General features: G+C 72.2%; 21 protein-coding genes. 8 read left to right on the top strand and 13 right to left on the bottom strand.

What is annotated here, in order from left to right:
* Positions 1 to 152: 152 nt before the first annotated feature.
* Genes ACIRC0_RS05485 through ACIRC0_RS05475 form a run of 3 tightly spaced genes read right to left on the bottom strand, consistent with a single transcriptional unit; the run spans position 153 to position 1,929 of the window.
* Complete coding sequence (locus ACIRC0_RS05485) at positions 153 to 575, bottom strand: acyl-CoA thioesterase (protein WP_403611527.1); 423 nt, start codon at positions 573 to 575, stop codon at positions 153 to 155.
* Between the two features lie 52 nt (positions 576 to 627).
* Positions 628 to 1,257 carry a hypothetical protein gene (locus ACIRC0_RS05480; RefSeq protein ID WP_403611524.1) on the bottom strand — a complete coding sequence of 210 codons (630 nt, stop codon included), beginning with the start codon at positions 1,255 to 1,257 and terminating at the stop codon, positions 628 to 630.
* A gap of 18 nt (positions 1,258 to 1,275) precedes the next feature.
* A complete protein-coding gene (locus ACIRC0_RS05475; protein WP_403611522.1) occupies positions 1,276 to 1,929 on the bottom strand; it encodes a histidine phosphatase family protein in 654 nt (217 codons plus the stop codon).
* Between the two features lie 228 nt (positions 1,930 to 2,157).
* On the opposite strand from ACIRC0_RS05475, the gene ACIRC0_RS05470 reads away from it, so the two are divergent.
* Together ACIRC0_RS05470 and ACIRC0_RS05465 are read left to right on the top strand one after the other, a co-directional pair.
* Positions 2,158 to 3,252 (top strand): alpha/beta hydrolase, encoded by a 1,095-nt coding sequence (locus ACIRC0_RS05470; RefSeq protein WP_403611519.1) that lies wholly within the window; start codon positions 2,158 to 2,160, stop codon positions 3,250 to 3,252.
* Positions 3,253 to 3,368: 116 nt separating this feature from the next.
* Positions 3,369 to 4,289: a transglutaminase domain-containing protein gene (locus ACIRC0_RS05465; protein ID WP_403611517.1), complete on the top strand. Its 921-nt coding sequence runs from the start codon at positions 3,369 to 3,371 to the stop codon at positions 4,287 to 4,289.
* Positions 4,290 to 4,339: 50 nt separating this feature from the next.
* Here the strand turns inward: ACIRC0_RS05465 and ACIRC0_RS05460 are convergent, their stop codons facing one another.
* Positions 4,340 to 5,548, bottom strand: coding sequence for a pyridoxal phosphate-dependent aminotransferase (locus ACIRC0_RS05460; protein ID WP_403611515.1), 1,209 nt, complete (start codon positions 5,546 to 5,548; stop codon positions 4,340 to 4,342).
* Positions 5,549 to 5,634: 86 nt separating this feature from the next.
* Here ACIRC0_RS05460 and ACIRC0_RS05455 point away from each other — a divergent pair, with 86 nt between their 5' ends.
* Positions 5,635 to 6,273 carry a winged helix-turn-helix transcriptional regulator gene (locus tag ACIRC0_RS05455; RefSeq protein ID WP_403611512.1) on the top strand — a complete coding sequence of 213 codons (639 nt, stop codon included), beginning with the start codon at positions 5,635 to 5,637 and terminating at the stop codon, positions 6,271 to 6,273.
* Between the two features lie 94 nt (positions 6,274 to 6,367).
* Here ACIRC0_RS05455 and ACIRC0_RS05450 read toward each other — a convergent pair whose 3' ends face one another.
* Genes ACIRC0_RS05450 through ACIRC0_RS05440 form a run of 3 tightly spaced genes read right to left on the bottom strand, consistent with a single transcriptional unit; the run spans position 6,368 to position 10,079 of the window.
* Positions 6,368 to 7,168, bottom strand: a complete 801-nt coding sequence (locus ACIRC0_RS05450) for a hypothetical protein (protein WP_403611509.1) — start codon at positions 7,166 to 7,168, stop codon at positions 6,368 to 6,370.
* Positions 7,168 to 8,433 carry a VWA domain-containing protein gene (locus ACIRC0_RS05445; RefSeq protein WP_403611505.1) on the bottom strand — a complete coding sequence of 422 codons (1,266 nt, stop codon included), beginning with the start codon at positions 8,431 to 8,433 and terminating at the stop codon, positions 7,168 to 7,170. Before ACIRC0_RS05445 ends, ACIRC0_RS05450 begins: the two co-directional genes overlap by 1 nt.
* 41 nt (positions 8,434 to 8,474) lie before the next feature.
* Complete coding sequence (locus tag ACIRC0_RS05440; protein ID WP_403611503.1) at positions 8,475 to 10,079, bottom strand: IucA/IucC family protein; 1,605 nt, start codon at positions 10,077 to 10,079, stop codon at positions 8,475 to 8,477.
* A gap of 29 nt (positions 10,080 to 10,108) precedes the next feature.
* Here ACIRC0_RS05440 and ACIRC0_RS05435 point away from each other — a divergent pair, with 29 nt between their 5' ends.
* Together ACIRC0_RS05435 and ACIRC0_RS05430 are read left to right on the top strand one after the other, a co-directional pair.
* Positions 10,109 to 11,608: an IucA/IucC family protein gene (locus ACIRC0_RS05435; protein WP_403611501.1), complete on the top strand. Its 1,500-nt coding sequence runs from the start codon at positions 10,109 to 10,111 to the stop codon at positions 11,606 to 11,608.
* Positions 11,609 to 11,825: 217 nt separating this feature from the next.
* Complete coding sequence (locus tag ACIRC0_RS05430) at positions 11,826 to 13,211, top strand: dihydrolipoyl dehydrogenase family protein (protein ID WP_403611499.1); 1,386 nt, start codon at positions 11,826 to 11,828, stop codon at positions 13,209 to 13,211.
* 423 nt (positions 13,212 to 13,634) lie between these two features.
* On the opposite strand, the gene ACIRC0_RS05425 is transcribed toward ACIRC0_RS05430, so the two are convergent.
* Positions 13,635 to 14,210, bottom strand: a complete 576-nt coding sequence (locus ACIRC0_RS05425) for a TetR/AcrR family transcriptional regulator (protein ID WP_403611496.1) — start codon at positions 14,208 to 14,210, stop codon at positions 13,635 to 13,637.
* Between ACIRC0_RS05425 and ACIRC0_RS05420 the strand changes: the two genes are divergently transcribed.
* The 3 genes from ACIRC0_RS05420 (at position 14,172) to ACIRC0_RS05410 (ending at position 15,694) form a co-directional block, all read left to right on the top strand.
* A complete protein-coding gene (locus tag ACIRC0_RS05420; protein ID WP_403612800.1) occupies positions 14,172 to 14,513 on the top strand; it encodes a hypothetical protein in 342 nt (113 codons plus the stop codon). The genes ACIRC0_RS05425 and ACIRC0_RS05420 overlap by 39 nt on opposite strands.
* 318 nt (positions 14,514 to 14,831) lie before the next feature.
* Positions 14,832 to 15,305, top strand: coding sequence for a Dps family protein (locus ACIRC0_RS05415; RefSeq protein ID WP_403611494.1), 474 nt, complete (start codon positions 14,832 to 14,834; stop codon positions 15,303 to 15,305).
* Positions 15,306 to 15,448: 143 nt separating this feature from the next.
* Positions 15,449 to 15,694, top strand: a complete 246-nt coding sequence (locus ACIRC0_RS05410) for a DUF2630 family protein (protein ID WP_403611491.1) — start codon at positions 15,449 to 15,451, stop codon at positions 15,692 to 15,694.
* Between the two features lie 1,159 nt (positions 15,695 to 16,853).
* Here ACIRC0_RS05410 and ACIRC0_RS05405 read toward each other — a convergent pair.
* The 5 genes from ACIRC0_RS05405 to ACIRC0_RS05385 all read right to left on the bottom strand — a co-directional run bounded on the left by ACIRC0_RS05405 (position 16,854) and on the right by ACIRC0_RS05385 (position 21,630).
* The gene (locus ACIRC0_RS05405; protein WP_403611488.1) at positions 16,854 to 18,023 is read right to left on the bottom strand and encodes an MFS transporter; all 1,170 of its coding nucleotides are present in this window, start codon (positions 18,021 to 18,023) and stop codon (positions 16,854 to 16,856) included.
* Between the two features lie 174 nt (positions 18,024 to 18,197).
* Positions 18,198 to 18,809 (bottom strand): flavodoxin family protein, encoded by a 612-nt coding sequence (locus tag ACIRC0_RS05400; RefSeq protein WP_403611485.1) that lies wholly within the window; start codon positions 18,807 to 18,809, stop codon positions 18,198 to 18,200.
* A 253-nt stretch (positions 18,810 to 19,062) separates the two neighbouring features.
* Positions 19,063 to 19,926, bottom strand: a complete 864-nt coding sequence (locus ACIRC0_RS05395; protein ID WP_403611482.1) for an aldo/keto reductase — start codon at positions 19,924 to 19,926, stop codon at positions 19,063 to 19,065.
* Between the two features lie 110 nt (positions 19,927 to 20,036).
* Positions 20,037 to 20,756, bottom strand: coding sequence for a hypothetical protein (locus ACIRC0_RS05390; protein WP_403611479.1), 720 nt, complete (start codon positions 20,754 to 20,756; stop codon positions 20,037 to 20,039).
* A gap of 31 nt (positions 20,757 to 20,787) precedes the next feature.
* The gene (locus ACIRC0_RS05385) at positions 20,788 to 21,630 is read right to left on the bottom strand and encodes an alpha/beta fold hydrolase (protein WP_403611476.1); all 843 of its coding nucleotides are present in this window, start codon (positions 21,628 to 21,630) and stop codon (positions 20,788 to 20,790) included.
* Positions 21,631 to 21,703: the final 73 nt, after the last annotated feature.

The raw sequence follows: 21,703 nt of genomic DNA, 5'->3' as shown, positions 1-21,703 counted from the left end.
GGCGACCGTCCCCGGGGCGCGCAGGGACGTGCGCGCCCCGGACGGTCTCGGCAGGGTGAGCCGGTCCCAGCCGGACGCCGATCTTCCGCGCTGCGGCCAACGGCGTATCGACGCGGGCAATCGCGCGCCGACTCAACCCTGCCCGCAGGCGCTCACAGGCCGAACAGCTCCGGCCTGCCCGCCAGTGCCCGGAAGTAGCCCTGCGGGTCGGCCACCAGCCTGCGCTCCTCGAGGTCCAGCAGGCCGCCGACCGAGGCTATTTCGGCGGAGACGGTGCCGTCCGTCTTCCGTATGGTCTGCGCGACCCGGAACGTCTTGCCCTCGCCCCACTCGAAGGCGCACGTCACCTCGACCTCGTCGCCCGCGCGCAGCTCCCGCAGGTAGCGGATGGTCGTCTCCAGGACCACGGGGCCGACACCCTTGGACAGCAACTCGGACTGGCCCACCCCGGCTTCCTGGAGCACGCACCAGCGGGCGTGTTCCGCGTACTGCAGGTAGACGCTCTGGTTGAGGTGCCCCAGGGCGTCGGTCTCGTAGCCCCGGACGGTGACCCGGACGGAAAACGGCTCGCTCACGGCTTCCCCTTCTTCAACTCGGCGCTCAGGACCACCGATCCTGGCACGCCCTTCACACCCGCCGCGGGGACGCCAGCAGATAACGGGCCCGCGTGCGCGGCTCGGTGTGCTCGCTCACCTGCCAGCCGGCCTGCTCCAGCGTGGCCGCGCAGGCGCGCAGCGCCGTGAGGTCCGGCTCGTGCACCGCGACCGCCTCCGGCTGCGGGGTCGCGCGCACCCGGTAGCCGCTTCCCTGGTCGCCGGTGGCGGGCCGGTGCCCCGCCGCCTCCAGGGCGAGCGCGGCGGCCCGCACCAGATGCGTCCGCTCCCAGCCGCACGGGCGGTCCGTGGCGCCGCCCGGGTTGGTCATCCGGCGCAGTTCCAGCAGCCCCTGCCAGGCGCTGTGCACCTCGCGCAGCCGGGCGGGCCCCGCATCCGCGGCCTCCTCGCCGCCGACCCGCGCCGCGAACACGCCGGAGTCCGCCGCCGCCGGGGCGCCCGGCGCCGGTTCCTCGGCGGGCGTCTCCCGTATGCGATGCCCCGCCGGGGTCAGGAAGTGGTCGTGCGGCGGACGCGGATGCCGGAAGGCCAGCCCCCGCTTGACCAGCGCCGCGAGCTGGGCCTGTGTGCCCTCCAGCCGCCCGGTCACGGGATCGGCGGCCTCGATCAGGCGCCGCTGCGCGGCGGTCGGCGGTCGGATCACGGCCCCTCCCTCAGCGTCTCAGTGCCCCTCGGACGGCCCCGCCTCCCCCGCGGAGAGGGACCCGTGGGAACAGTACGCGTCGGGTCTGACATTCCACCCGGCCACGACATGGCGGCGGTGCTCCGTGCTCAACCGGCTCACCGTCCCCGTCGAGAGCTGGAACAGCGCCCCCGCCGAGGCGGGCAGCCCGAGCCGCAGTGCGGTCAGCACCCGCAGGAAGTGCCCGTGCGAGACGACGACCACGCTGCCCTCCGACTCCGCGAGCGCCGCGTCGATCTTGGCGAGCATCCGCTCCGCCCGCGCGCCGACCTCCTCCGGGCTCTCCCCGGGATGCTCGGGCGGCCCGGGCGCGACACCGTCCGTGAACAGGAACCACTCCGGCCGCGTCCGGTGGATCTCGACGGTCGTGACCCCCTCGTACCCGCCGTAGTCCCACTCCGACAGGTCCGTGTCGACCCGCGCCCCGCCGATCCCGGCCAGCCGTGCCGTCTCCCGGGCGCGATGCATCGGGCTGACGAACGCGGCGGCCACATGATGCCGTGCGATCAGCGGAGCCAGCCGGCGCGCCTGCTCCCGGCCGCGCTCGGTCAGCGGGACATCGGTCCGCCCGGTGTGCCGGCCGGACAGGGACCACTCCGTCTCGCCGTGCCGCACCAGAAGGAGGTCTCCCATTGCCGTCCCCTTTCCGTCCCCTCGTACGGTGACACCTGCGGGCGGCGCCCGCACAACCGACTGCGTCGGCCGCCCTCACCTGACGACGGCCGGGCCCGCAAACCGCACCGGTCCGCCGGTCACCCGGGCGGTCGTACGCCGCCACCCCATCGGCCCACCCCGGCAGGCCGAACGGCGGGGAGCGCAGCAAGGCTCGCTGACGAAGTGACCCTCGGAAGGAGGACGCCCATGAGCGCCATCCGACGCTCCCGGTCCCCGCTGAAGCCCCTGTCCGGCCTCACGGCGCTGCTCACCACCGCGGCTCTCGCGGTCGTCCCGGCCCTGGCCACCCCGGCCGCCGCCGCCACCCCCAAGGCGCCCTGCGGCGACCCCCGGATGACCCTCGAACCCGGCGCCCAGGCGTTTCTCGACAAGCTCGCCGCGGCGGACGGCCCGCCGATCCAGAACCAGACGCCCGCCGCCGCCCGCCAGTCGCTCCTGAACCTCCAGGCCGCCTACCCGGTGTCCAAGCTGCCCGCCGACATCACCACACGGACCATCCCCGGCGGTCCCACCGGCTCCGTCTCCCTGCACATCGTGCGGCCGCACGGGATGAGGGGCAGGCTGCCGGCCGTCATGTACTTCCACGGCGGTGGCTGGGTCCTCGGTGACTTCTCCACCCACGACCGGCTGGTACGGCAGATCGCCGACGGCGCCAAGGCCGCGGTGGTCTTCGTCGACTACACCCGGTCGCCGGAGGCCAAGTACTCCGTCGCGAACGAGCAGGCCTACGCCGCCACCCAGTGGGTCGCCCAGCACGGCAACGACATCAACGTCGACGGCTCCCGGCTCGCCGTGGCCGGTGACAGCGTCGGAGGCAACATGACCGCCGCCGTCACCCTGATGGCCAAGCAGCGCGGCGGCCCCAAGCTGGCCCAGCAGGTGCTGTTCTACCCGGTCACCAACGCCGACTTCACCACCGATTCCTACCGGCGCTTCGCCACCGGGTGCTGGCTGACCGCCGCGGGCATGAAGTGGTTCTGGGACCAGTACGCCCCGGACACCTCGGTCCGCAGCCGGCCCACCGCCTCACCGCTGCGCGCCACCACCGCCGAGCTGAGCGGCCTGCCCAAGGCGCTGGTCATCACCGACAGCGACGTGCTGTCCGACGAGGGCCGCCAGTACGCCGCCAAGCTGAGCGCCGCCGGCGTCCCCGTCACCGCCACCCACTACCCGCGGATGATCCACGACTTCGTGATGCTCAACGGCCTCGCGCACACGGAGGCCGCCAAGTCCGCCGTCGCGAAGGCCACCAAGGCCCTGCGCCAGGCCCTGGGCAGCTGAGACGCCGACGGACTCGGGACCGAGCCCCGCCTCCGGTGAGGAACCGGACGCGGGGCGCGGCCGTTCCCATCCATTGCCATGGACATTCACCGGGGAATTTTGGGACGGTAGCGCGCATGCCCGACCTCAGCCTCCCCCCGGACGCCGCCGCCTTCTATGCCTCCCACAGCCCGTTCTCCGACCCCGGAGACCTCACACCGCTCTACGCTGCCCTGCCCGCCGATCCGCGCCAACTGGCCCGGGTCGCCCGGGACCTGACGGTCCACCGCCTGGAGGGCGAACTCTTCGAGTACGCCATCCCTCGGGACCGCCTGCACAACGACGCCGAGACGCGCTATGTCGACGACATCCTGCGCATCGTCATCGCGCGCAACGACGCCCCGCTGTCCCAGCGCCGCGGGCCCGGCGAGCGCTTCGTCGGCATCTGCCGTGACTTCGCGCTGCTGCACTGCTCGTTCCTGCGGCACGTCGGCATTCCCGCCCGGATACGGTCGGGCTTCGCCGACTACTTCGGTGAGGACGGCTTTCACTACGACCATGTGGTCACCGAGTACTGGGACCCCGCGCGAGGCTGGCTGCTCGCCGATCCGGAGTTGGCGGACCCGCTCGTCCTGGAGACTCATCGGGTGGGCTTCGACTACATGGACGTCCCGCGTGACCGCTTCCAGGTCGCCGGCGACGCCTGGCGGCGGATCCGGGCGGGCGATGCCGACCCGAAGTCGTACGGTCTTCCGCTGCCGGAGGGTCCGCTGGTCGGAGAGTGGTTCGTGGCGGGCAGCATCCGACTCGACCTGGCGGCGCTCAACAAGGTCGAGATGCTCCTCTGGGACGTCTGGGGTGTCGGGGCCGGCGACGACGAGGGGATGACGGACGCCATCCGCGAGCTGTACGACGGAGCCGCACGGGTGACAGCCGAGGACGGGTCCTTCACCGCGGTGCGGGAGCTGTTCGCGGAGAACGACGGGCTGCGGACGCCGCGGACGGTGACCTCCCTCGCCCCGTTCAACGGCCCGAGCGAGGTCACCCTCCGTGGCTGACGATCGTCCGGCACGACAGCCGAAGCCCCCTGTTCGGAGGGCCGGCCGCGCTACTGCCGGTACCCGCTGAGGAACCGGCCGATCCGGCTGATCGCCGTGTCCAGGACATCGGCGTGCGGCAGGGTCAGGATGCGGAAGTGGTCCGGGGCCGGCCAGTTGAAGCCCGTGCCCTGGACCACCTGGATCTTCTCGCGCAGCAGCAGGTCCAGGACGAACTTCTCGTCGTCGTGGATCCTGTGCACCTTGGGGTCGAGGCGCGGGAACGCGTACAGCGCGCCCTTCGGCTTGACGCACGTGACGCCGGGGATCTCGTTGAGCTTCTCCCAGGCGCGGTCCCGCTGTTCGTGCAGGCGGCCGCCCGGGGCGGTCAGCTCCTCGATGGACTGGCGGCCGCCGAGTGCGGCCTGGATGGCGTACTGGGCGGGCGCGTTGGCGCACAGGCGCATGGAGGCCAGCATCGTCAGGCCCTCCAGGTAGTCCTTGGCGTGCTGCTTGGGCCCCGTCACGACCAGCCAGCCGGAGCGGAAGCCCGCCACGCGGTAGGTCTTCGACAGGCCGCAGAAGGTGAGGACCACCAGGTCGGGGGCGAGCGCGGCGGTCGAGTGGTGGACCGCGTCGTCGTACAGGATCTGGTCGTAGATCTCGTCCGCGAAGACCATCAGGCCGTGGCGGCGGGCCAGGTCGAGGATGCCCTGCAGGATCTCCTTCGGGTAGACCGCGCCGGTCGGGTTGTTGGGGTTGATGATGACCACGGCCTTGGTGCGGTCCGTGATCTTCGACGCCATGTCGTCCAGGTCCGGGTACCAGTCGGACTGTTCGTCGCACAGGTAGTGGACCGCCTTGCCGCCCGCCAGGGTGGTCACGGCCGTCCAGAGCGGGAAGTCGGGGGCGGGGATGAGGATTTCGTCGCCGTCCTCCACCAGCGCCTGTACGGCCATCGAGACCAGCTCGGAGACGCCGTTGCCGAGGAAGACGTCGTCGACACCGACCTCCAGGCCCCGCTCCTGATAGCGCTGCGCCACCGCGCGGCGCGCGGAGAGGATGCCGCGCGAGTCCGTGTAGCCGTGCGCCTGCGGCAGCATCCGGATCATGTCCTGGAGGATCTCCTCCGGCGCCTCGAATCCGAACAGCGCGGGGTTGCCCGTGTTCAGGCGCAGCACGCTGTGGCCCGCCGCCTCCAGCGCGTCGGCGTGCTCGATCACCGGGCCGCGGATCTCGTAACAGACCTCGCTGAGCTTGCTCGACTGCCGGAACTCCATGGCCGCTTCCCCTCCGGTGACTTGTGTTGCTTGGTTTTACCAAGTAACAGCTTGGAAAGTCCAACAACACGTCTAGACTGCGTCGCATGTCACCTCGCCGAAGCTACGACCAGTACTGCTCCACGGCCCGCGCGCTCGACGTCGTCGGCGACCGCTGGACCCTCCTGATCGTCCGCGAGCTGCTCGCCGGTTTCCGCCGCTACACCGATCTGCACGCGGACCTGCCGGGCGTGAGCACGGACGTACTGGCCTCCCGGCTGAGGGACATGGAGCGCGACGGGCTGACCACGCGGCGCCGGCTGCCACCGCCCGGGGCGGCCTACGTGTACGAACTGACGTCTCGCGGACGCGAGTTGCTGCCCGTGCTCCAGGCGCTGGGCACCTGGGGCGGGCCCGCGCTGGGGGAGCGCCGGCCGACGGACGCGGTGCGCGCCCACTGGTTCGCGCTGCCACTGCTGCGCACGCTGGAGAACGGGAGTGCGGGGGAGGGGCTGGTGGAAGTCCGGCTGGAGGAGGGGGAGTTCCATCTGTGGCTCGGGGCCGAGGACGGTCCGGTCTACGGCGTAGGGGCCGCCCCGGAGGAGCCCGGTGCCCGGCTGGTCCTCGACGCGGAGACGTGCGCCCTGCTGAGTCAGGGACACCTGACGCTCCACCAGGCGGTCGCTGAGGGGCGCGCGGAGGTGTCGGGGGACGGCACCCTCGCCAAGGTGCTGCGCGGAAGCTGACGGCGGCGCGGCGGGGGTGACAGGACAACGGCCCGCCGCGAGAGGGGACGCGGCGGGCCTTCGCCTTGACGGGGCCGGTGACGGGGGCCGGTTCTCAGGCGCCCGGCGGGACCCGGGACGGGCGGCCCGAGCCGCGGGTCAGCGCGTAGCCGCCGATGCCCGCGAGTGCGGCGAGGATGCCGCCGACGCCGGTCCACACCCAGCGGTCGGACCACCAGCCGGAGGCGTCGGGCCTCAGCTTCGAGAGTGCGGCCGTGTCCGTGTCCGAGTCCGAGGACTTCTCGGACCGCGTCGCTATCCCCGGCACCAGCGGCTCCGCCAGCGAACCGTCCACCGCCGCCGAGCCGCCGATGTCCTTGGAATCCACCCGGACCTCGGCGTTCACCGGCTGCCCGAGGTCGGCGGCGCCGACCCCCACGACGGTGAGCCGTATGTAGTACGTGCCCGGCAGCGGGTCATTGGCCCACGGCTCCGCCCAGGCGTGGACCGTGCGCAGCGTGCAGGACAGGTTCACCGACGACGCGTCCTGGGCGGCGGTCCGGGTCTGCGCCCCGTACTGGCACGCCTGGCGGCGCCGCAGCCCGTCGTACACGTCGAGCTGCCAGGTCTGCGCCGAACTCCGGGAGGAGGCCGGCAGCTTGACGGTCGCCTTCACGGTGGGCCGCTGCTGCTCCTCCGCCGGGAACTGCCAGTACAGGTAGTCGCCCGTGGAGGCGCTCGCCGTGGCCTGCTGCCCCTGCTGGATCTCCGTGGCCGTACGGAACGACGTGCCGGCCGAGGTGGGCGCGGCGCTGTCGCCGGACGGACTCGCGGAGGGCGAGGAGTCGGCCACGGCCGGGGAGGCGGCTGCGCCCAGCAGCAGGGCGGCCACGGTCAGCACTCGTGCGATACGCATCAGTTGGTCCTCCAGACGGCGATCCGCCAGCGCGACAGCCAGCCCCACAGCAGACCCGCCAGGAAGCCGGTCAGGACGAGGGCGCCGAGCAGCCACCAGCCGCGCCCCAGGCCGAAGGCGGCGACATCGCTCGCCGTGCCGGGGCCGTCGACCACGTCGACCGTCAGCTCCAGCGGCAGCCCGGGCGTGGTCTTCACACCGGCCGCCGGGGAGAAGGAGTTGGCCACCTGGAGGCACACCGTCTCGGCGGGCGCGTCCTCGTCGTCGCTCTCGGCCTTCGGATAGCGCAGACCCGTAGACAGCACGTCCGTGCGGCCCGAGCCGGTGGCCTCACCGCGCACGATCTCCCGCCCGTGCGCCGTCACGGCCCGCAGCGTGACCCCGTAGTCGGGGTCGACCTGCCGGTCGTCGGACACGCTGACGGAGGCGCGCAGCTCCTGGCCCGGCTTCACTTCCACGCGGTAGAAGCGGTGCTGCCCGAACTCCTCACGGTCGGTGTAGAGGCCGGACTTCAGCGAGGGCGCCGTCGCGCACTGGCCGGTGCCGTCCACGGCGACCGGGGTGACCGTACGGTCCGCCGTGCGGTTCACCAACTGGTTGACCTTGTCGGACAGTTGCTCCTTGTGCTGCACCGACGTGTACGTCCCGCCGGTCGCCTCCGCGATACAGCTGAGCTGCTTGTTCAGCTTGGCGTCCGGCACCAGCCCCAAGGTGTCGATGGTCAGCCCGATGCCCTTGGCGGCGATCTCCCGGGCCACCTCGCACGGGTCCAGCGGCGCGCAGGTGTCCTCGCCGTCGCTGATGAGGACGATGCGCTTGGAGCCGTTGCCGCCGTCCAGGTCGTCCGCCGCCCTCAGCAGGGCGGGGCCGATCGGCGTCCAGCCGGTGGGCTGCAGCGTCGCCACGGCGGTCTTGGCCTCGGTCCGGTTCAGCGGGCCGACCGGGTAGAGCTGCGCGGTGTCCTTGCAGCCCGTCCTGCGGTCGTTGCCCGGGTAGTTGGCGCCCAGCGTCCGGATGCCGAGCTGCACCTCCTCCGGCGTCGCGTCCAGGACCTCGTTGAAGGCCTGCTTCGCCGCGGCCATGCGCGAACCGCCGTCGATGTCCCGCGCCCGCATCGAACCGCTGACGTCGAGGACGAGATCGACCTTGGGCGCGTCCTGGGCTGTCGTCTCGTCGGCGACGGCATCGGCCGGGACCGTGATCCCGGCCGCCAGGGCGGCGAGCAGGGCGCAGACTCCCGCCGCCAGCCGTTGTCTTGTGATCATCGGCGGATCTTATTGATCAATGGGGCCGCGCTTCAAAACGATCAAGGACCGAGCGGATCGGGCTGTGTGGAGAGCGGGTTGGGGAGCCGTGTCCACAGGTCCCCGGGCCGCTCGGGGGACAGCCGCATCAGCGTCAACGCCTTGGTCGGCAGCGGCTCTTCGCGCAGAACCGCCAGATCGGCGGTGTCTGCCAGACCGGCGGTGTCCGGCAGATCCCGTACGACGGCCTCCAGGGCGGCCCCCAGCGCGGGCGCCGAACCCGCCGTGGAGGCCAGCGCGCCCGCCACGAGCGAACCGAACAGCTTGCGGCGCAGCGTCGTCTCGTCGTCCGTGACGATCCGGTCGGCCACCTCGGGGGCCTTGACGCCGTGCCGGGCCAGCCGGGCCGGGCTCACCCGGATGTCGGCCAGGTCCCGGTAGACCAGCCGCACCGGCTCACCCGTGGGCGACAGCACCACCAGGAGGTTCTGTCCGTGCGCCTCCAGGGCCACCCCCAGGTCGAGCATCCGCAGGCCGACGGTGAGGGCGAGCCGCGTGAACCCGGCGAGCCAGGCGGGGGAGGAGGGCAGCCCGGTGAGCGGCAGGGCGGCCACCGGGACGACCCGCTCGCCGGCCGCCGTGTCCGCGTACGTCTCCGGCGGCTCCCGCAGCACGGCGGCGAGATCCGGGGAGTGGGCGCCGGCCGCGCCCAGGGTGCGGGTGATGTGCAGCAGACCGTCCGTGCGCGCGGCCGTCGACTCAAGGAACCCGGACACCGCGAGGGCCGTCTCGATCGAGGAGACCGAGATGTCCCGCACGGAGGACGTCAGCCGCGCGCTGACCGCGGTCTTCACGTGCGGACCGCCCTCGGGCAGCGCGAGGGTCCGCAGGGACATCAGCGGACGAGCGACAGGACCGTCCTCGGCCGTAACCCCGAGCACGTGCGCCGTCTGCCAGGGGTGGACCGGGATCAGCGCCCGCTCGCCGTCCCGCAGCCACGCGGGCCACTCGCCCCGTACGAGGGCGTCACCCACGGGGACGAGCCCGAGCCGTACCAGCGGCCGGTGCTCGGGACCGTACGCCAGCTGCTCGGCCACCGAGAAGCCGGGGCGCGAACGACAGTTCGGGTGATAGGGGTGCCCGTCGACCACCCGCTGCTCCCACGCCCAGCTCGTCACCGGTACGGGCGCCTCACGCGGCTGGCCGGCCCGCGACAGCGCCAGTGAGGCCGTGCTGTGGCCGAGTTCGGCGGCGAAGGCGTCCCCGTGCGGCACGCCGAGTGCCGTGACCAGCGCTGCCGCGTGGTCGTGGGCCCGCCCGCCGAGCCGTACCTCGGTGACGTACGCGGCGGTCGCGTACGGGTCCGCGGGTGGGCCGTGCAGCCGCCGCCCGTCGCCCAGGCACAGGGTGAGCCCGTCGGCCGTCCGCTCCCGGCGGACGATCCACGGCAGCGGCTCATGGGCCAGCGCCCGCCACAGACGCGTGAGGACGGCGGCCCGGGCGCCGGGAAGCGCCGCCGCGTAGGAGGCCGACAGATCGGGCCGCACGGCGTCCAGCTCGGCGGCGAGCGCGGCCTCGGCGGAGACCTCGGCGGGAGGGGAAGGGGGCACGGTCGGAGCTCCTCGGGGACGGGGCGATGCGTCGTGGCACGGGTCCACGACAGACATACTGATCGCCAGTGCACCGTACGGAACGAATGGATCGCGTGGACCCCATGCACCCCAGGGACGACGTCCCCGCTCGCGCCGACGCCCACGCGGCGGCGCCGCTGCTGAACTGCCTGCTCCGGGAGGCGGCCGAGCCCGCCGGCGAGCTGGGCGTCCACCGGCTGCGGGCCGGCGGCCGGCTGCTGCGCGTGCGCGGCACACGCCGCCCCCGCGACCCCGAGGTGTACACGGGCGGCTCCTGGCACCCGCTCACCCACGCCGAACTGGTCAAACTCACCGCCGACGAGCTGCGCCGCGCCACCGGCCTGTCCAATCCGGAACTGCCCGGCGAGATGCTCGACAGCAGGAACGCGGTGGCCGCGATCCTGGCCGCACGCGCCCGTCTGACGCCCCCGGACGACCCGTACGTGCGCTCCGAACAGTCCCTGGTCACCGGGCATCCCCACCACCCGGCCCCGAAGGCGCGAGGCGGCGGACCCGTCACGAGCTGGCTGCCGTACGCCCCCGAGGCGTACGCCCGCTTCCCGCTCACCCTTTTGGGCGTACGCGAGGACACCGTCGTCGAAGAGGGCGACACGAGGGCACTGGACGCGCTCGGCACCGCCCCGCCCGGCTACCGGCTGCTGCCCGCCCATCCCTGGCAGCTCGCCCTGGTCGGCGCCCGCCCGGACATCGCAGAGGCGTTCGAGGACGGGCGACTGATCCGGCTCGGCGAGAGCGCTCGGCCCGTGTGGCCCACGGCCGCCATCCGCACGGTGTACGCCCCCGAGGACGACCTCTTCGTCAAGTTCAGCCTGGACGTGCGGATCACCAACGACATCCGCCGGCTGTGGCGCCACGACCTGCTCAAGCTGCGCCGCACCGACGCGGCGGCGGCCTCCGCGTTCGCGACGCACCGGGGTCCGGCGGCCTGGCTGAGCGACCGCGGCTGGCGCACGGCCGCCTTCGCCTTCGAAGAACTGGCGGTCCTGGTCCGCGACGGGCTGCGCCCGCACCTGCTGCCCGGCGCCACCCCGCTGCTCGCCGCCGCCCTGGTGGAGGAGTTCGACGGTAGCCCGCTCGACGCGCTCACCGATCCCACCGCCTGGTGGACGGCGTATCTGCGCCACATCGTGCCTCCGGCCCTCGAGGCGTTCGAACGGCACGGCGTCGTCCTCGAGGCGCACCTGCAGAACACGCTGGTCGCGGTGGACGGCACGGGACTGCCCGCGCAGGCCCTGTTCCGGGACGCGGAGGGCGTGAAACTCCTGGCGGACGTGTCCCGCGAGAAGGGCTGGGAGCGGCTGGTGTACTGCCTGGTCGTCAACAACCTCATCGAGGTGGCCGCCCTGCTGTCCGAACGCCACCCCGGCTGGAACCCCTGGCCCGCCGCCCGCGCCGAACTGTCCCGCCACCCCGTCCCCGAGATCCCCGCCCTGCTCGCCTCGCCCACCCTGCCCGGCAAGACCAACCTCCTGCTGCGCTGGACGGGCGCGGACGGCGCGGACGCGCGCTATCTGCCACTGCCGAACCCGCTGGCCTGCCGCTGAGCGCCGCCGGGCGCTCAGACATGCCGATGGCCGTCAACCATTGACGCGGATGCCTGTGCCGGTGGGACCACTGTGGCTCCGGGGCGAAGTCATGAGTCACTTGACCGATGCCGCTCCCGAGGTGGTGGGCGAGCCTCTCAAGGAGAGAGCCGCTGCGCGGCAGCCGGCTGGGCCGGCCGGCTCCCCGTACCCGCGTATCAGAGGAAGGCAAGCTGTCGTGGTCGTTTCGCAGGACGTGGAGGATGTCGATCTGCTGGTGATCGGCGGAGGCAAGGCAGGCAAGACGCTGGCCATGGACGCCGCCCGTGCGGGACAGGGCGTGGTGATGGTGGAACGGGGCATGATCGGCGGTACCTGTATCAACGTCGCCTGTATCCCCACCAAGTCGTTGGTCACCAGTGCGCGGCTGCTGCGCAGGGCGGCGACCGCGGAGGCCTTGGGGCTGCGGCTCGGCCGGGCCGAGGTGGACCTGGAGCTGCTTCGCTCCCACAAGGAGGGCGTGGTCCTCGGCATGGTGGAGGTCAACCGCCGCCAGTTCGCCGACAGCGGCATGGACCTGGTCCTGGGCACAGCTCGCTTCATCGCCGAGCGCACGGTCGAGATCGCGCTCAACGACGGAGGCCGGCGCGTGGTGCGGGGCAGGGACGTCGTGATCAACACGGGTACCGTCCCGCGGATCGCCCCTGTCCCCGGACTGGACGGGGCCAAGCCTCTGACGAGCGAGTCCATCATGGACTTGCATCACATCCCGGGCCGCCTGGTGGTGATCGGCGGAGGTTACGTCGGCCTGGAGTTCGCCCAGATGTTCGCCGCCTTCGGCAGCCGGGTCACCGTCCTGGAGAGCGGGCCGCGCCTGCTGCCCCGGGAGGACTCCGACGTGGCCGAGGCACTTCTCGGGTACCTGCGCGAGGACGGCGTGGAACTGGTCACCGGCACGGCAGCGAAGGAGGTCGTCCGCGAGGGGGACGTCATCTCGGTCCTGCTGGAGGACGGCCGCAGGCTGGAGGCCGACGATGTGCTGGCCGCCACCGGGAGGACCCCGGTCACCGGGGAACTCGGCCTGGAAGCCGCAGGCGTGCGCACCGACGAGAACGGGTTCATCCAAGTCGACGACCGGCTCGCGACGAGTGCTCCGCACACCTGGGCCGTGGGCGACGTCGCGGGCAGTCCCCAGTTCACTCACGTCTCCCTGGACGACTACCGGATCGTCAAGGCCAACATCGCGGGCGGCGACCGGAGTACCGACGGTCGGCTCGTCCCCTGGAACCTCTTCACGGACCCGGAGCTGGCCCGAGTGGGCCTCACCGAGGACCAGGCCCGGGCGGCGGGGCACAATGTGCGGGTCGCCAAGATGCCCGTCATGGCCATTCCAAGGGCCCGCACCCTGCGGGACACCCGAGGACTGTGGAAGGCCGTCGTCGACCGTGACAGCGACCGTATCCTCGGCGTGGCCCTGCTCGGCCCCGAGGCTTCCGAGGTCGTGACGGTGGTGCAGACGGCCATGCTGGCGGGCCTGCCTTACACGGCCCTCCGTGACGGCATGATCGCGCACCCCACGATGGCCGAGGGACTGAACGCGTTGTTCACCGCCTGGGTGGACTGACGGCTCCTGGACAGGGGCCGTGCGGGGGCCGCTCTCGGCGACTTGCCGAGGGCCTCCTCCGGCCCCCTGGCGTCGGGTCAGGCGGTGCCGCGGCGGCCCGGCCGGCGTCCGGCCGACGGGTGCGCCGGGGGAGCAGCCGCCACCCGGACGGGGGCACCGTGCGCTGCGGAGATCTGTTGCGCGCTCTTGCGGGCGAGTCGGCGGACCCCGGGAGCGGCCTGGTGTCGCTGCTGTCTTGGACCAGCAAGTCGGCAGGCTTCGAACGGCGAAGGCGTCCCGTTCGAGCAGGAAAACCCATGCGCGGAGCCGGCGTTGTGCGCCGTCGCCGGCGGCACCTGATGACGACTGGCAGCGGACACTTCGTCCGCGCCTCTCACATGTCGCCGCACATGGTCCGTTGCGCGTGCCGACCAGCCGGACTCGTCAGCCCTTGAGGATGTTCAGTGCGAGGTTCAGGGAGCGCATCGAGGCGGTGGGATCACCCGTGGCCTTGCCACGCAGTGTGCCGCCCTCGAAGGCGTCGATCAGAAAGGCGGCCAGGTCCCGTGCCGGTTCCGGGGAGCGGATTTCACCGGCCTTCCGGCCCTGCTCGATCACCTCGGCGACGGTGTCGATCCACCCGGTGAGGCTGCCGCGCACGGCGGAACCCACTCCGGCGCCCGCGGTCGGTGTCTCGCTCGCCATGGTCACCAGCAGGCAGCCGTATTCAACGCCGGTGGAGCTGGTCCGCTCGGCCTGGCTCGCGAAGTGTGCCCGCAGGCTCTCGACGGCCGTCCGGCCGCCGCGGTCCTCCAGCATGCTGAAGTCGGTGGCGCCGCTGTAGCGGCGCACGATTTCGGCGGCGAGTTCCTGCTTGCTCTTGAAGTGGTTGTAGAAGGACCCCTTCGGCACACCCGCCGCGCTGGTGATGTCCTGCACGCTGGCGCCGTTGAAGCCCTGGCGACGGAACACGGTCTCGGCGTGTTCGATCAACTTGGCTTTGACGCTCACCTGAGGCATGGCATCAATATGGTCGGTCGGCTTGCTTCTGTCAAAAGCGGCGGCGCAGCGCTCAAGGACATCGTGGACCGGGCGGTGGCCGTGCCCCTGGCAGACGTCGTGCAGGCCACGGGGGTGCGCTGCTTCCTCATGATCTCCAACGGTGCGCGGGCGACGAGCCCCGCACGCTACGGCGCCATGGCCCGGGCCGATGCAGACGTTTCCCACCCCGAACCCGGCGCCCGCCGACGGCGCAGCCGGGTCCGCCGGTCATTCCGGGCCGTGCTGCGCTGGACCGGACAGGCCCCGGCGGTGAGCCGGTAGGGGCAGGCGCGCGCCCGGCCGGCACGGCGCGCCCGGGAGACGTGCGGTCAGGTCCCCGCGAAATCCTCCCTGTTTCCCGCAGCGGCCTCCGACAGCCGCGAGAACGGCTTGCCGCCGTCAGCCGGAGTGCTCCGTGACTGCCGTGTCGGACCGTAAGTCAAACGACGGATTCTGCCCGGCGGGGCCGCTCGAAGAATGATGCCGCAGACCCTGGCCCCCGTGACGCGGGCGGGTGGATGACCGGAGGGGCCCTCGGCTGTGCGGGGCTCTCGACGGTTGACGGCGCCGCACCAGGACGACGAAGGAAGACACGCAGCTATGACGATCATCACCAGTCCACTGCCGGAAGAGGATCGCCAGGTCACCGGGGCCGCCCTGCAGGAGACCCTGGTCGACCTGCTGGACCTGGCCCTGGTGGCCAAGCAGGCCCACTGGAACCTGTACGGGCCCCGATTCCGTAGCATCCACCAGCAGCTCGACGAGGTGGTCGCCACCGCGCGCGACTACGCCGACCAGGTCGCCGAGCGAGCCGCCGCGCTGGGCATCAGCCCGGACGGGCGGGCCGGCACGATCGCGTCCGGCAGCGGACTGCCCGAGTTCAAGTCCGGCTGGGTTGGGGACGTTCCGGCCGTGGAGGCCCTGGTCGCGTCGTTCTCCGTGCTCATCGGCCGGTTGCGCGGACGTGTCGAGACCACCGGGCGGTCGGACGTCGTCACCCAGGACCTGTTGATCGGGCTGACTGCCGAGTTGGAGAAGCAGAGTTGGATGTTCCAGGCGGAGAACCGCCGCTGAGCCGCGGGCAGGAGCCACCCCGCCCGGGTGGGACGGCCGTAACCGAACCGCGAGTTCGGTTTCACCGCAAAGCGGCCGTCCGCGTGAGCGCTTCGGCAGACGTCCGCACGGGCCGAGCGACACACGATCGAGAAGGAGGACGTATGAAGAACCAGGAAATCCTGCACCAGATCACCGAGATGGCCGACGAGGAGCGTCGGCTGCGCGACTCCCTGACAACGGACAGGACGGGTGGCCAGGCCGAGCGCAGGCGCCTCGGAGAGCTGGAACGCGAACTGGACCAGTGCTGGGACCTGCTGCGCCAGCGTCGGGCCCGGGCCGAGTTCGGGCAGGACCCGGACGAGGCCCGTGTGCGGCCGCAGTCAGTGGTGGAGGACTACCAATCCTGAAGCCCGGGCCCGATGTGTGCGGTCGCCTTCTCCGAGCCGCCGCTCGGCCGGGCCGCCGCCCGGCCGCGCCGCCGGGCCGTGGGCCGTACGGCCGAGGAACTGAGGGCTTTTCCGGTGTCAGGGGCGGTGTTGCCCCGGAGAATGAGGCCGACCGGCTGCGAGGGCTGTCGGCAGGGGAGCGTCCGGTGCATCCGGGCATGACTCGAGAGGTGCCGCATCCTGCTGCCTGCGGTCCGCGTCCGGGTGCGCCCCACAGGCGGGCTCTTGCGGGGCGCCGGTGAAAGGGCATGTCCCCTGTCCGTGCCAGTCCCGCCATCGCGGCTCCCGCCTTGGCGGTGAGTCATCGACTGATGCCCGGCTTCGGGGAGGAAGCCTACGTCGGCCCGGCGGAACCGGTCCGCTACGCCGCCGCTCCGGGACCGGTCACGGGAGCGGGCCGGCACGGCTCGCTCGACCCGCCGCGTGCCTTCCGGGCGCCGCGCCCGCCCGGGGAGCCCCTGTTGCGGCGGGCGGTGTGGACCGCCGTGCGGTGCCGCACGGGCGTCACTGCCCGGAGGGCCACTACCGCGGTGCGCCGTCTGCCGGGCCCGCGGTGTCCGGCGCGGTGAGCGCCGTGGCGGCCGGCGAGGTACCGGTGGACCGGGCCGCCGATGGACCGCGCCGGACACCGCGGGCCCGCGACCGTCTGGCTCACCGGGGAGCTGCCCGCGCGGCGGACGGTCGCCGGAGGCGTCGCTGAGCGCGGAAGGACGGCGGCGGAGCCGGAGCCGGGCCTCTCCGCCGGCCTCTGCGGCCGGCGCCGCGGCCGGTGGCCCTGGGAACAGGGCGACGAGACGTGCCAGACCGTCACGGCCGCGCACCGGGCCCCGGGTACGCACCGGAAGCCGGACGGTGCGCGCCCGGACGGGGCCGCCTCCCGGGCCCGCCAACCGGCCGTTTCGGCGTACCTGTTGTCGACCGGGTACGCGGACGGACGTCCGTCACAGCCAGGCGGTAGGTCTCGCGCGGCAGCGGGGGCGGGCGAGCCGGAGCCGCTGCCGCCCCCGCGTCCACCGGACGGGGAGTCCGCGGCCTCGCCTCCTGACCGCGAGGGCCGGGGTACGTGCCTTGAGCCCCACGGCCTACGCCCGAGTGTGTTCCTCACGCTGCTTGGGGCATCTCACGTGCCTTGCATGGTTCGGGGGCTGTCGGCCCGACGGGTTCGCAGGGTGAGTGAGAGTGTGGCGGTGGCTGCGAGGAGTGCCACGGTGGCGCCGTAGGCGATGACGGTGGGGGCGAGTCCGGTGTGGTCGCCGGCGATGCCGGCGAGGAGCACGGGTGCGCCGTAGGCGGTGTAGGCGATGAGGTAGACGGCGGCGAAGAGGCCGCCGCGGCGGGCGTTGTCGGCCAGGGGGCCGAGGATGCGCAGGGTGGAACCGAAGGCGGCGCCTTGTCCCGTGCCGCCGGTGAGGGCGCCGGTGATGACGAGGGACAGGTTGGCTGTGGCGACGCCGGTGACGGTGAGGAGGGCGCCGGTGAGGATGAGGAGGGCGCCGGCGCGGGCGGCGCGGGGCGGGGTGGCGCGGGCGAACGCCATGCCGGCCAGTGCGGCGGAGATGGGCTGGAGGGCCACGATGGCGCCGTTGGCGGCGCTGTTGTGGATGTGGAAGACCTGGTTGTCGAAGGAGGGCGCGAGGCCGAGGAAGAGGCCGGAGTACATCCAGCCGGCGGCGGTGAGGGGAGTCAGGGCCCAGAACCAGGTGCGGGCTGCGGGCGGGATGGTGAGGTGGGGGCGTAGTGAGGCGAGTGCGCCGGGGTGGCGGCCGGCTGTTTCGGGCGCGGTCAGGACGGAGGCGATGCCGTAGAGGAGGACGGCGGTGAGGGTGGTGAAGACGACGGTGGTGGGGTGGTGGGTGAACTGGACGGCGAGCCCCGCGAAGAAGGCGCCGAGGGCGAGTCCTCCGACGGGGGCGGCGCTGGTGAGGACGGTCATGGTGCGCCGGTGGCGGGGACTGGCGAGTTCGATGATGGCTGCGGTGAACGTGCTGGTGGCCGCTCCGGTGGCCATGCCCTGTATGGCTCGCGCGGCGATGATCCAGCCGATGCTGTCGGCGGTGAGGAAGAGGGCGCTGGTGAGCAGCAGGAGGGTCAGTGCGGTGACGAGGACGGGGCGGCGTCCGATGTGGTCGGAGAGTGAGCCGGCGACGAGCAGGGTGGCCAGGAGTGTGACGGCGTAGACGGTGAACGCGGTGGTCAACTGCCAGTCCGGGAAGCCCCACTGGACTTGGTAGAGCACGAACAGGGGGCTGCCCGCGCCGGCTCCGAAGGCGACGGCGATCGAGGCGGTCACGACGCCGAGGGTGGACAGCGGCCGGCTGCGGCCGGAGCTCTCGGGAGGTCGCGCTTCTGGTGTGTGGTGTGTGTGGCGGGGCGTGACCGCAGAGAGCTTCACGGCGTCTCCTCGTGCCTGTCGGCCGGGTGGCTGAGCGAGGTGTGGGTGCCTCGGGGAGTGGCTCCCGGGGTGTCAGGCGGTGGTGGTGAGTGCGCGGCGTCCGGCGGCGAAAGTGGCTGCGTGTCGGGCGACGCGGGCGCCGAGGTGTTCGGCGGTGGTGATGTCGGACTTGTGGACGGTGTCGATGTCACCGTCCATGGGGGTCTGGGCGGCGGCGCCGGTCCAGAAGCCGAGGCGGTTCAGGTCGTGCTCGGTGGAGGTGGTGGAGTTCCAGCCGGGCTCGAGGCCGAGGCTGACCCAGAGCATGCGGTGCTGGGCGGCGAGGGCGGCGAAGAAGGCGAGCGTGTTGTTCTTGTCGCCGCTCTTGGAAGCCGAGTTGGTGAAGCCGGCGGCGAGCTTGTCGGCCCAGCGGCCTTCGACGAAGCGTTTGCTGGTGGCTTCGGCGAAGCTGTGGAAGCCGGCGGACGCACCGCCCATGTAGGTGGGGGAGCCGAAGATGATGGCGTCGGCGGTGTCGAGGCGGTCCCAGTGTTCGTCGGTGATGGCGGTGACGTCGATGAAGGTGACGTCGGCCCCGGCGTCGGCGGCTCCGCGGCGGACGGCCTCGGCGAGGACGGCGGTGTGTCCGTAGCCGGAGTGGTAGGCGACGGCGACGGACGGGCGGTTCGAGGACAGTTCAGACATCTTGCTTGCTCCTGGTTCGTGAGTCCGTGCGGCGCACTCGCGGGTCCGTCCGCGGGGCCGCTGTGACAGCAGTTTAATACGACCGGTCGTCTTAATGGCAAGGTCGTTCACACCCCGGTGGCGGCGCCCCGCCCGCCGACCGGGTGACGCCGGTGCGACGGTGCGGGGCACGTGCGGAGCCGCCGGTGAGCCGGAGGCTGTGCGGGGTCGAAAGGCCGTGGGGGCAGAGCCCGTGAGAGTGACCTCGGTCCCGTCAGGAGAACGGATCGCTGAGGGCCTCGAAGTCGGCCTGCGACAGCTCCAGCGCCGCCGCCGCCACGTTGTCCTCCAGGTGCGCCACCGATGACGTGCCCGGGATCGGCAGGACGACCGGCGAGCGCCGCAGCAGCCAGGCCAGCGCGGCCTGCGACGGCGAGGCGTTCAGGTGGCCGGCGATGCGGTCCAGCGGGCCACCTGGACGCGCCAGCTGACCGGTTGCCAGCGGGAACCAGGGCAGGAACGCGATGTCGTGCGCCTCGGCGTACCGCAGGACGTCCTCGGAGTCGCGCTGGGCGACGTTGTACAGGTTCTGCACCGAGGCGATGGGCACGATGGCGCGCGCCCGCTTCAGTTCCTCGATACCCACCTCGGAGAGTCCGACGTGTGCGACTTTCCCCTCGTCCCGCAGCTCCTTCAGCAGGCCCATCTGGTCCTCGAAGGGCACGGACGGGTCGATGCGGTGCAGCTGGAAGAGCGGAATGCGCTCCAGACCGAGCCTGCGCAGGCTGGACTCCGCCTGCTTGCGCAGGTACTCGGGCCGCCCGTTGGCCCGCCACTGTCCCGGGCCGGGGCGGGTCAGACCGGCCTTGGTGGCGATCACCACCTCCTCCGGGTACGGGTGCAGCGCCTTGCGCAGCAACTGCTCCGCCGTGTCCGGTCCGTAGGAGTCGGCGGTGTCGAAGAGCGTGACGCCCAGTTCCACGGCTCGGCGCAGCACGCGCACGCCCGCGTCCTGGTCGGGGAAGGGACCCCAGACCCCGGGACCTGTCAGCTGCATGGTCCCGTAGCCCAGGCGGTTGACCTTCAGTTCGCCACCGATGGTGAACGTCCCGGAGGACGCCGCTGAGATGTTGCTCATGGCTGGCTGCCTTTCTCGTTCGTGCCACCCGCCTTCCGGGTGGTTCTCGCGCCGGCGCGGCGAGCGCGTCTGCCCGCGGGCCCGGACGCCCCTCTCGGCGCCCTTCGGGCTCAGGAGACGGCGACGTCCTCCAGACGCACCGAGACGACGAGCGGCTCGGGCACCTTGTCGCCGTTCTCGTCCCGGCTGTAGATCATCCGCGTGGTGGGGATGACCAGGCCGGACACCTCCTGGTGCCCGGAGACGTAGTGCGCGGCGGGTGTGTCGCCGGCGATCTCGACGCTGTAGTCGCGCCGCCGGATCAGGCCGGAGGCGTCCACGTACAGGGTCTGCTCGGTGCTGAGGGTGGCGATGCTCCGGGGGAACTCGACGCGCAGGCGGCGGAACTTCTCGCCGTCCTCGGTCCACGGACCGATCTCCTCGGTGCGCACCCCGGGGAACGTCAGCGAGAGCGGTTCGGCCAGGTAGGTCCACATGGCGCTGCCGGAGAAGTAGGCCAGCTGGAGCCTGGTCCACGGCGTCATCAGGTCGTGGCCGGCGAACGAGGCGCGCGGGTCGAGGAGTTCCTCCACCACCTTGCCGTCGGACTCCTCCACCGCGACCCGCCCGGCCGAGAAGGACGTGTGGTGGCCGGCGTCGAAGAACGGCTTCTGCGACACGAACTCGCGCCGCAGGTCGACGGTCACCTCCACGTCGTCGAGGGCGCCGGGGTGGCCCTTCATCTCCCACAGGGCGCCGCCGAAGAACTGGCGGGCGGTGATCCGGTGCGCCGCTTCCCAACGGGCGCGACCCCCGTGGGCGTCGAGGATGGTGTTCAGCAGGTCGGACAAGGTGTGCTCCTTAAGTGGCGGGGTGACGGCGTCAGGCGAGGAACTCGTTGACGTCCTTGGCTGCTTCGGCCGGGTACTGGAACAGCGATGCGTGGGCGGCGTCGGGGTAGATGCGGATGCGCGCGTCCGGGATGAGTCCCGCCATCAGGTGGCTGACCCTGGTCGGGATCATCAGGTCGTCGTCACCCTGGACGATGAGGGTGGGGCACTGGATGCCGGTGAGCCGTTGGAGCGCGGAGTGGTCGGGGATGCCCCACTCCAGAACGGCGTCGTACTGGGCGTCGCGGGAGGCGAGGCTGCTGGGCACGTCCCGATCCTCGGTGCGCGCCGTGAACCGCCCCAGGAACTCCATGCCTTTGGCCCGGCTGGTCTCGGTGTGGGCGAAGAAGATGTAGAGGAGGTCCTCACCGGTGGGCACCTCGGCGCGGGCGTGCGTCTCGATGTCCTTGCGCCAGCCGTGCATCCCCGGCGCTCCCTTGGGCCCGGTGCCGGCCAGTACCAGGCGGCGGATCAGGCGCGGCCTGACCAGGGCCATGTCCTGGGCGACGAAACCGCCCAGGGAGAAGCCGAGCAGGTCGATCGTGTCCAGACCGAGGGCCGCTGTGAAGGCGATCATCTGCTGGGCCATCACGGCCACCGTGGTCGCCGGGGTCCCGGTGGAGGAGGCCACTCCGGGATAATCCACCAGGATGACCTCGCGTTCGGCGGCCAGCGCGTCCACCAGGGCGGGGTCCCAGTTGTCGAGGTTGCCGGTGAAGTGCTGCAGCATCACCAGCGGCACCGTCCCCGAAGGACCCAGCCGACGGTAGGCGTAGCGGACGCCGTCCGCCTCGACGAACTGTGTGGGTGCGGTCTGGTGCGTCACTGTGGCCATGGCTTCTCCCTGATGGGCGGTGTTCAAATCTGGGGGGGCAGGGCGCGGCTTCTGCGGGGCGGGTCTGCTCAGC

The sequence above is a fragment of the Streptomyces sp. NPDC093984 genome, assembly GCF_044764595.1.
GTDB classification, from domain to species: domain Bacteria; phylum Actinomycetota; class Actinomycetes; order Streptomycetales; family Streptomycetaceae; genus Streptomyces; species Streptomyces cynarae.
This window is presented reverse-complemented; position numbering and strand designations above follow the sequence as displayed.

Coding starts and splice junctions, on each gene's coding strand:
- ACIRC0_RS05475 (WP_403611522.1), bottom strand. CDS start 1,929: ATGGGAGACCTCCTTCTGGTGCGGCACGGCGAGACGGAGTGGTCCCTG.
- ACIRC0_RS05470 (WP_403611519.1), top strand. CDS start 2,158: ATGAGCGCCATCCGACGCTCCCGGTCCCCGCTGAAGCCCCTGTCCGGC.
- ACIRC0_RS05465 (WP_403611517.1), top strand. CDS start 3,369: ATGCCCGACCTCAGCCTCCCCCCGGACGCCGCCGCCTTCTATGCCTCC.
- ACIRC0_RS05460 (WP_403611515.1), bottom strand. CDS start 5,548: ATGGAGTTCCGGCAGTCGAGCAAGCTCAGCGAGGTCTGTTACGAGATC.
- ACIRC0_RS05455 (WP_403611512.1), top strand. CDS start 5,635: ATGTCACCTCGCCGAAGCTACGACCAGTACTGCTCCACGGCCCGCGCG.
- ACIRC0_RS05450 (WP_403611509.1), bottom strand. CDS start 7,168: ATGCGTATCGCACGAGTGCTGACCGTGGCCGCCCTGCTGCTGGGCGCA.
- ACIRC0_RS05445 (WP_403611505.1), bottom strand. CDS start 8,433: ATGATCACAAGACAACGGCTGGCGGCGGGAGTCTGCGCCCTGCTCGCC.
- ACIRC0_RS05440 (WP_403611503.1), bottom strand. CDS start 10,079: ATGTCTGTCGTGGACCCGTGCCACGACGCATCGCCCCGTCCCCGAGGA.
- ACIRC0_RS05435 (WP_403611501.1), top strand. CDS start 10,109: ATGGATCGCGTGGACCCCATGCACCCCAGGGACGACGTCCCCGCTCGC.
- ACIRC0_RS05425 (WP_403611496.1), bottom strand. CDS start 14,210: ATGCCTCAGGTGAGCGTCAAAGCCAAGTTGATCGAACACGCCGAGACC.
- ACIRC0_RS05415 (WP_403611494.1), top strand. CDS start 14,832: ATGACGATCATCACCAGTCCACTGCCGGAAGAGGATCGCCAGGTCACC.
- ACIRC0_RS05410 (WP_403611491.1), top strand. CDS start 15,449: ATGAAGAACCAGGAAATCCTGCACCAGATCACCGAGATGGCCGACGAG.
- ACIRC0_RS05400 (WP_403611485.1), bottom strand. CDS start 18,809: ATGTCTGAACTGTCCTCGAACCGCCCGTCCGTCGCCGTCGCCTACCAC.
- ACIRC0_RS05395 (WP_403611482.1), bottom strand. CDS start 19,926: ATGAGCAACATCTCAGCGGCGTCCTCCGGGACGTTCACCATCGGTGGC.
- ACIRC0_RS05385 (WP_403611476.1), bottom strand. CDS start 21,630: ATGGCCACAGTGACGCACCAGACCGCACCCACACAGTTCGTCGAGGCG.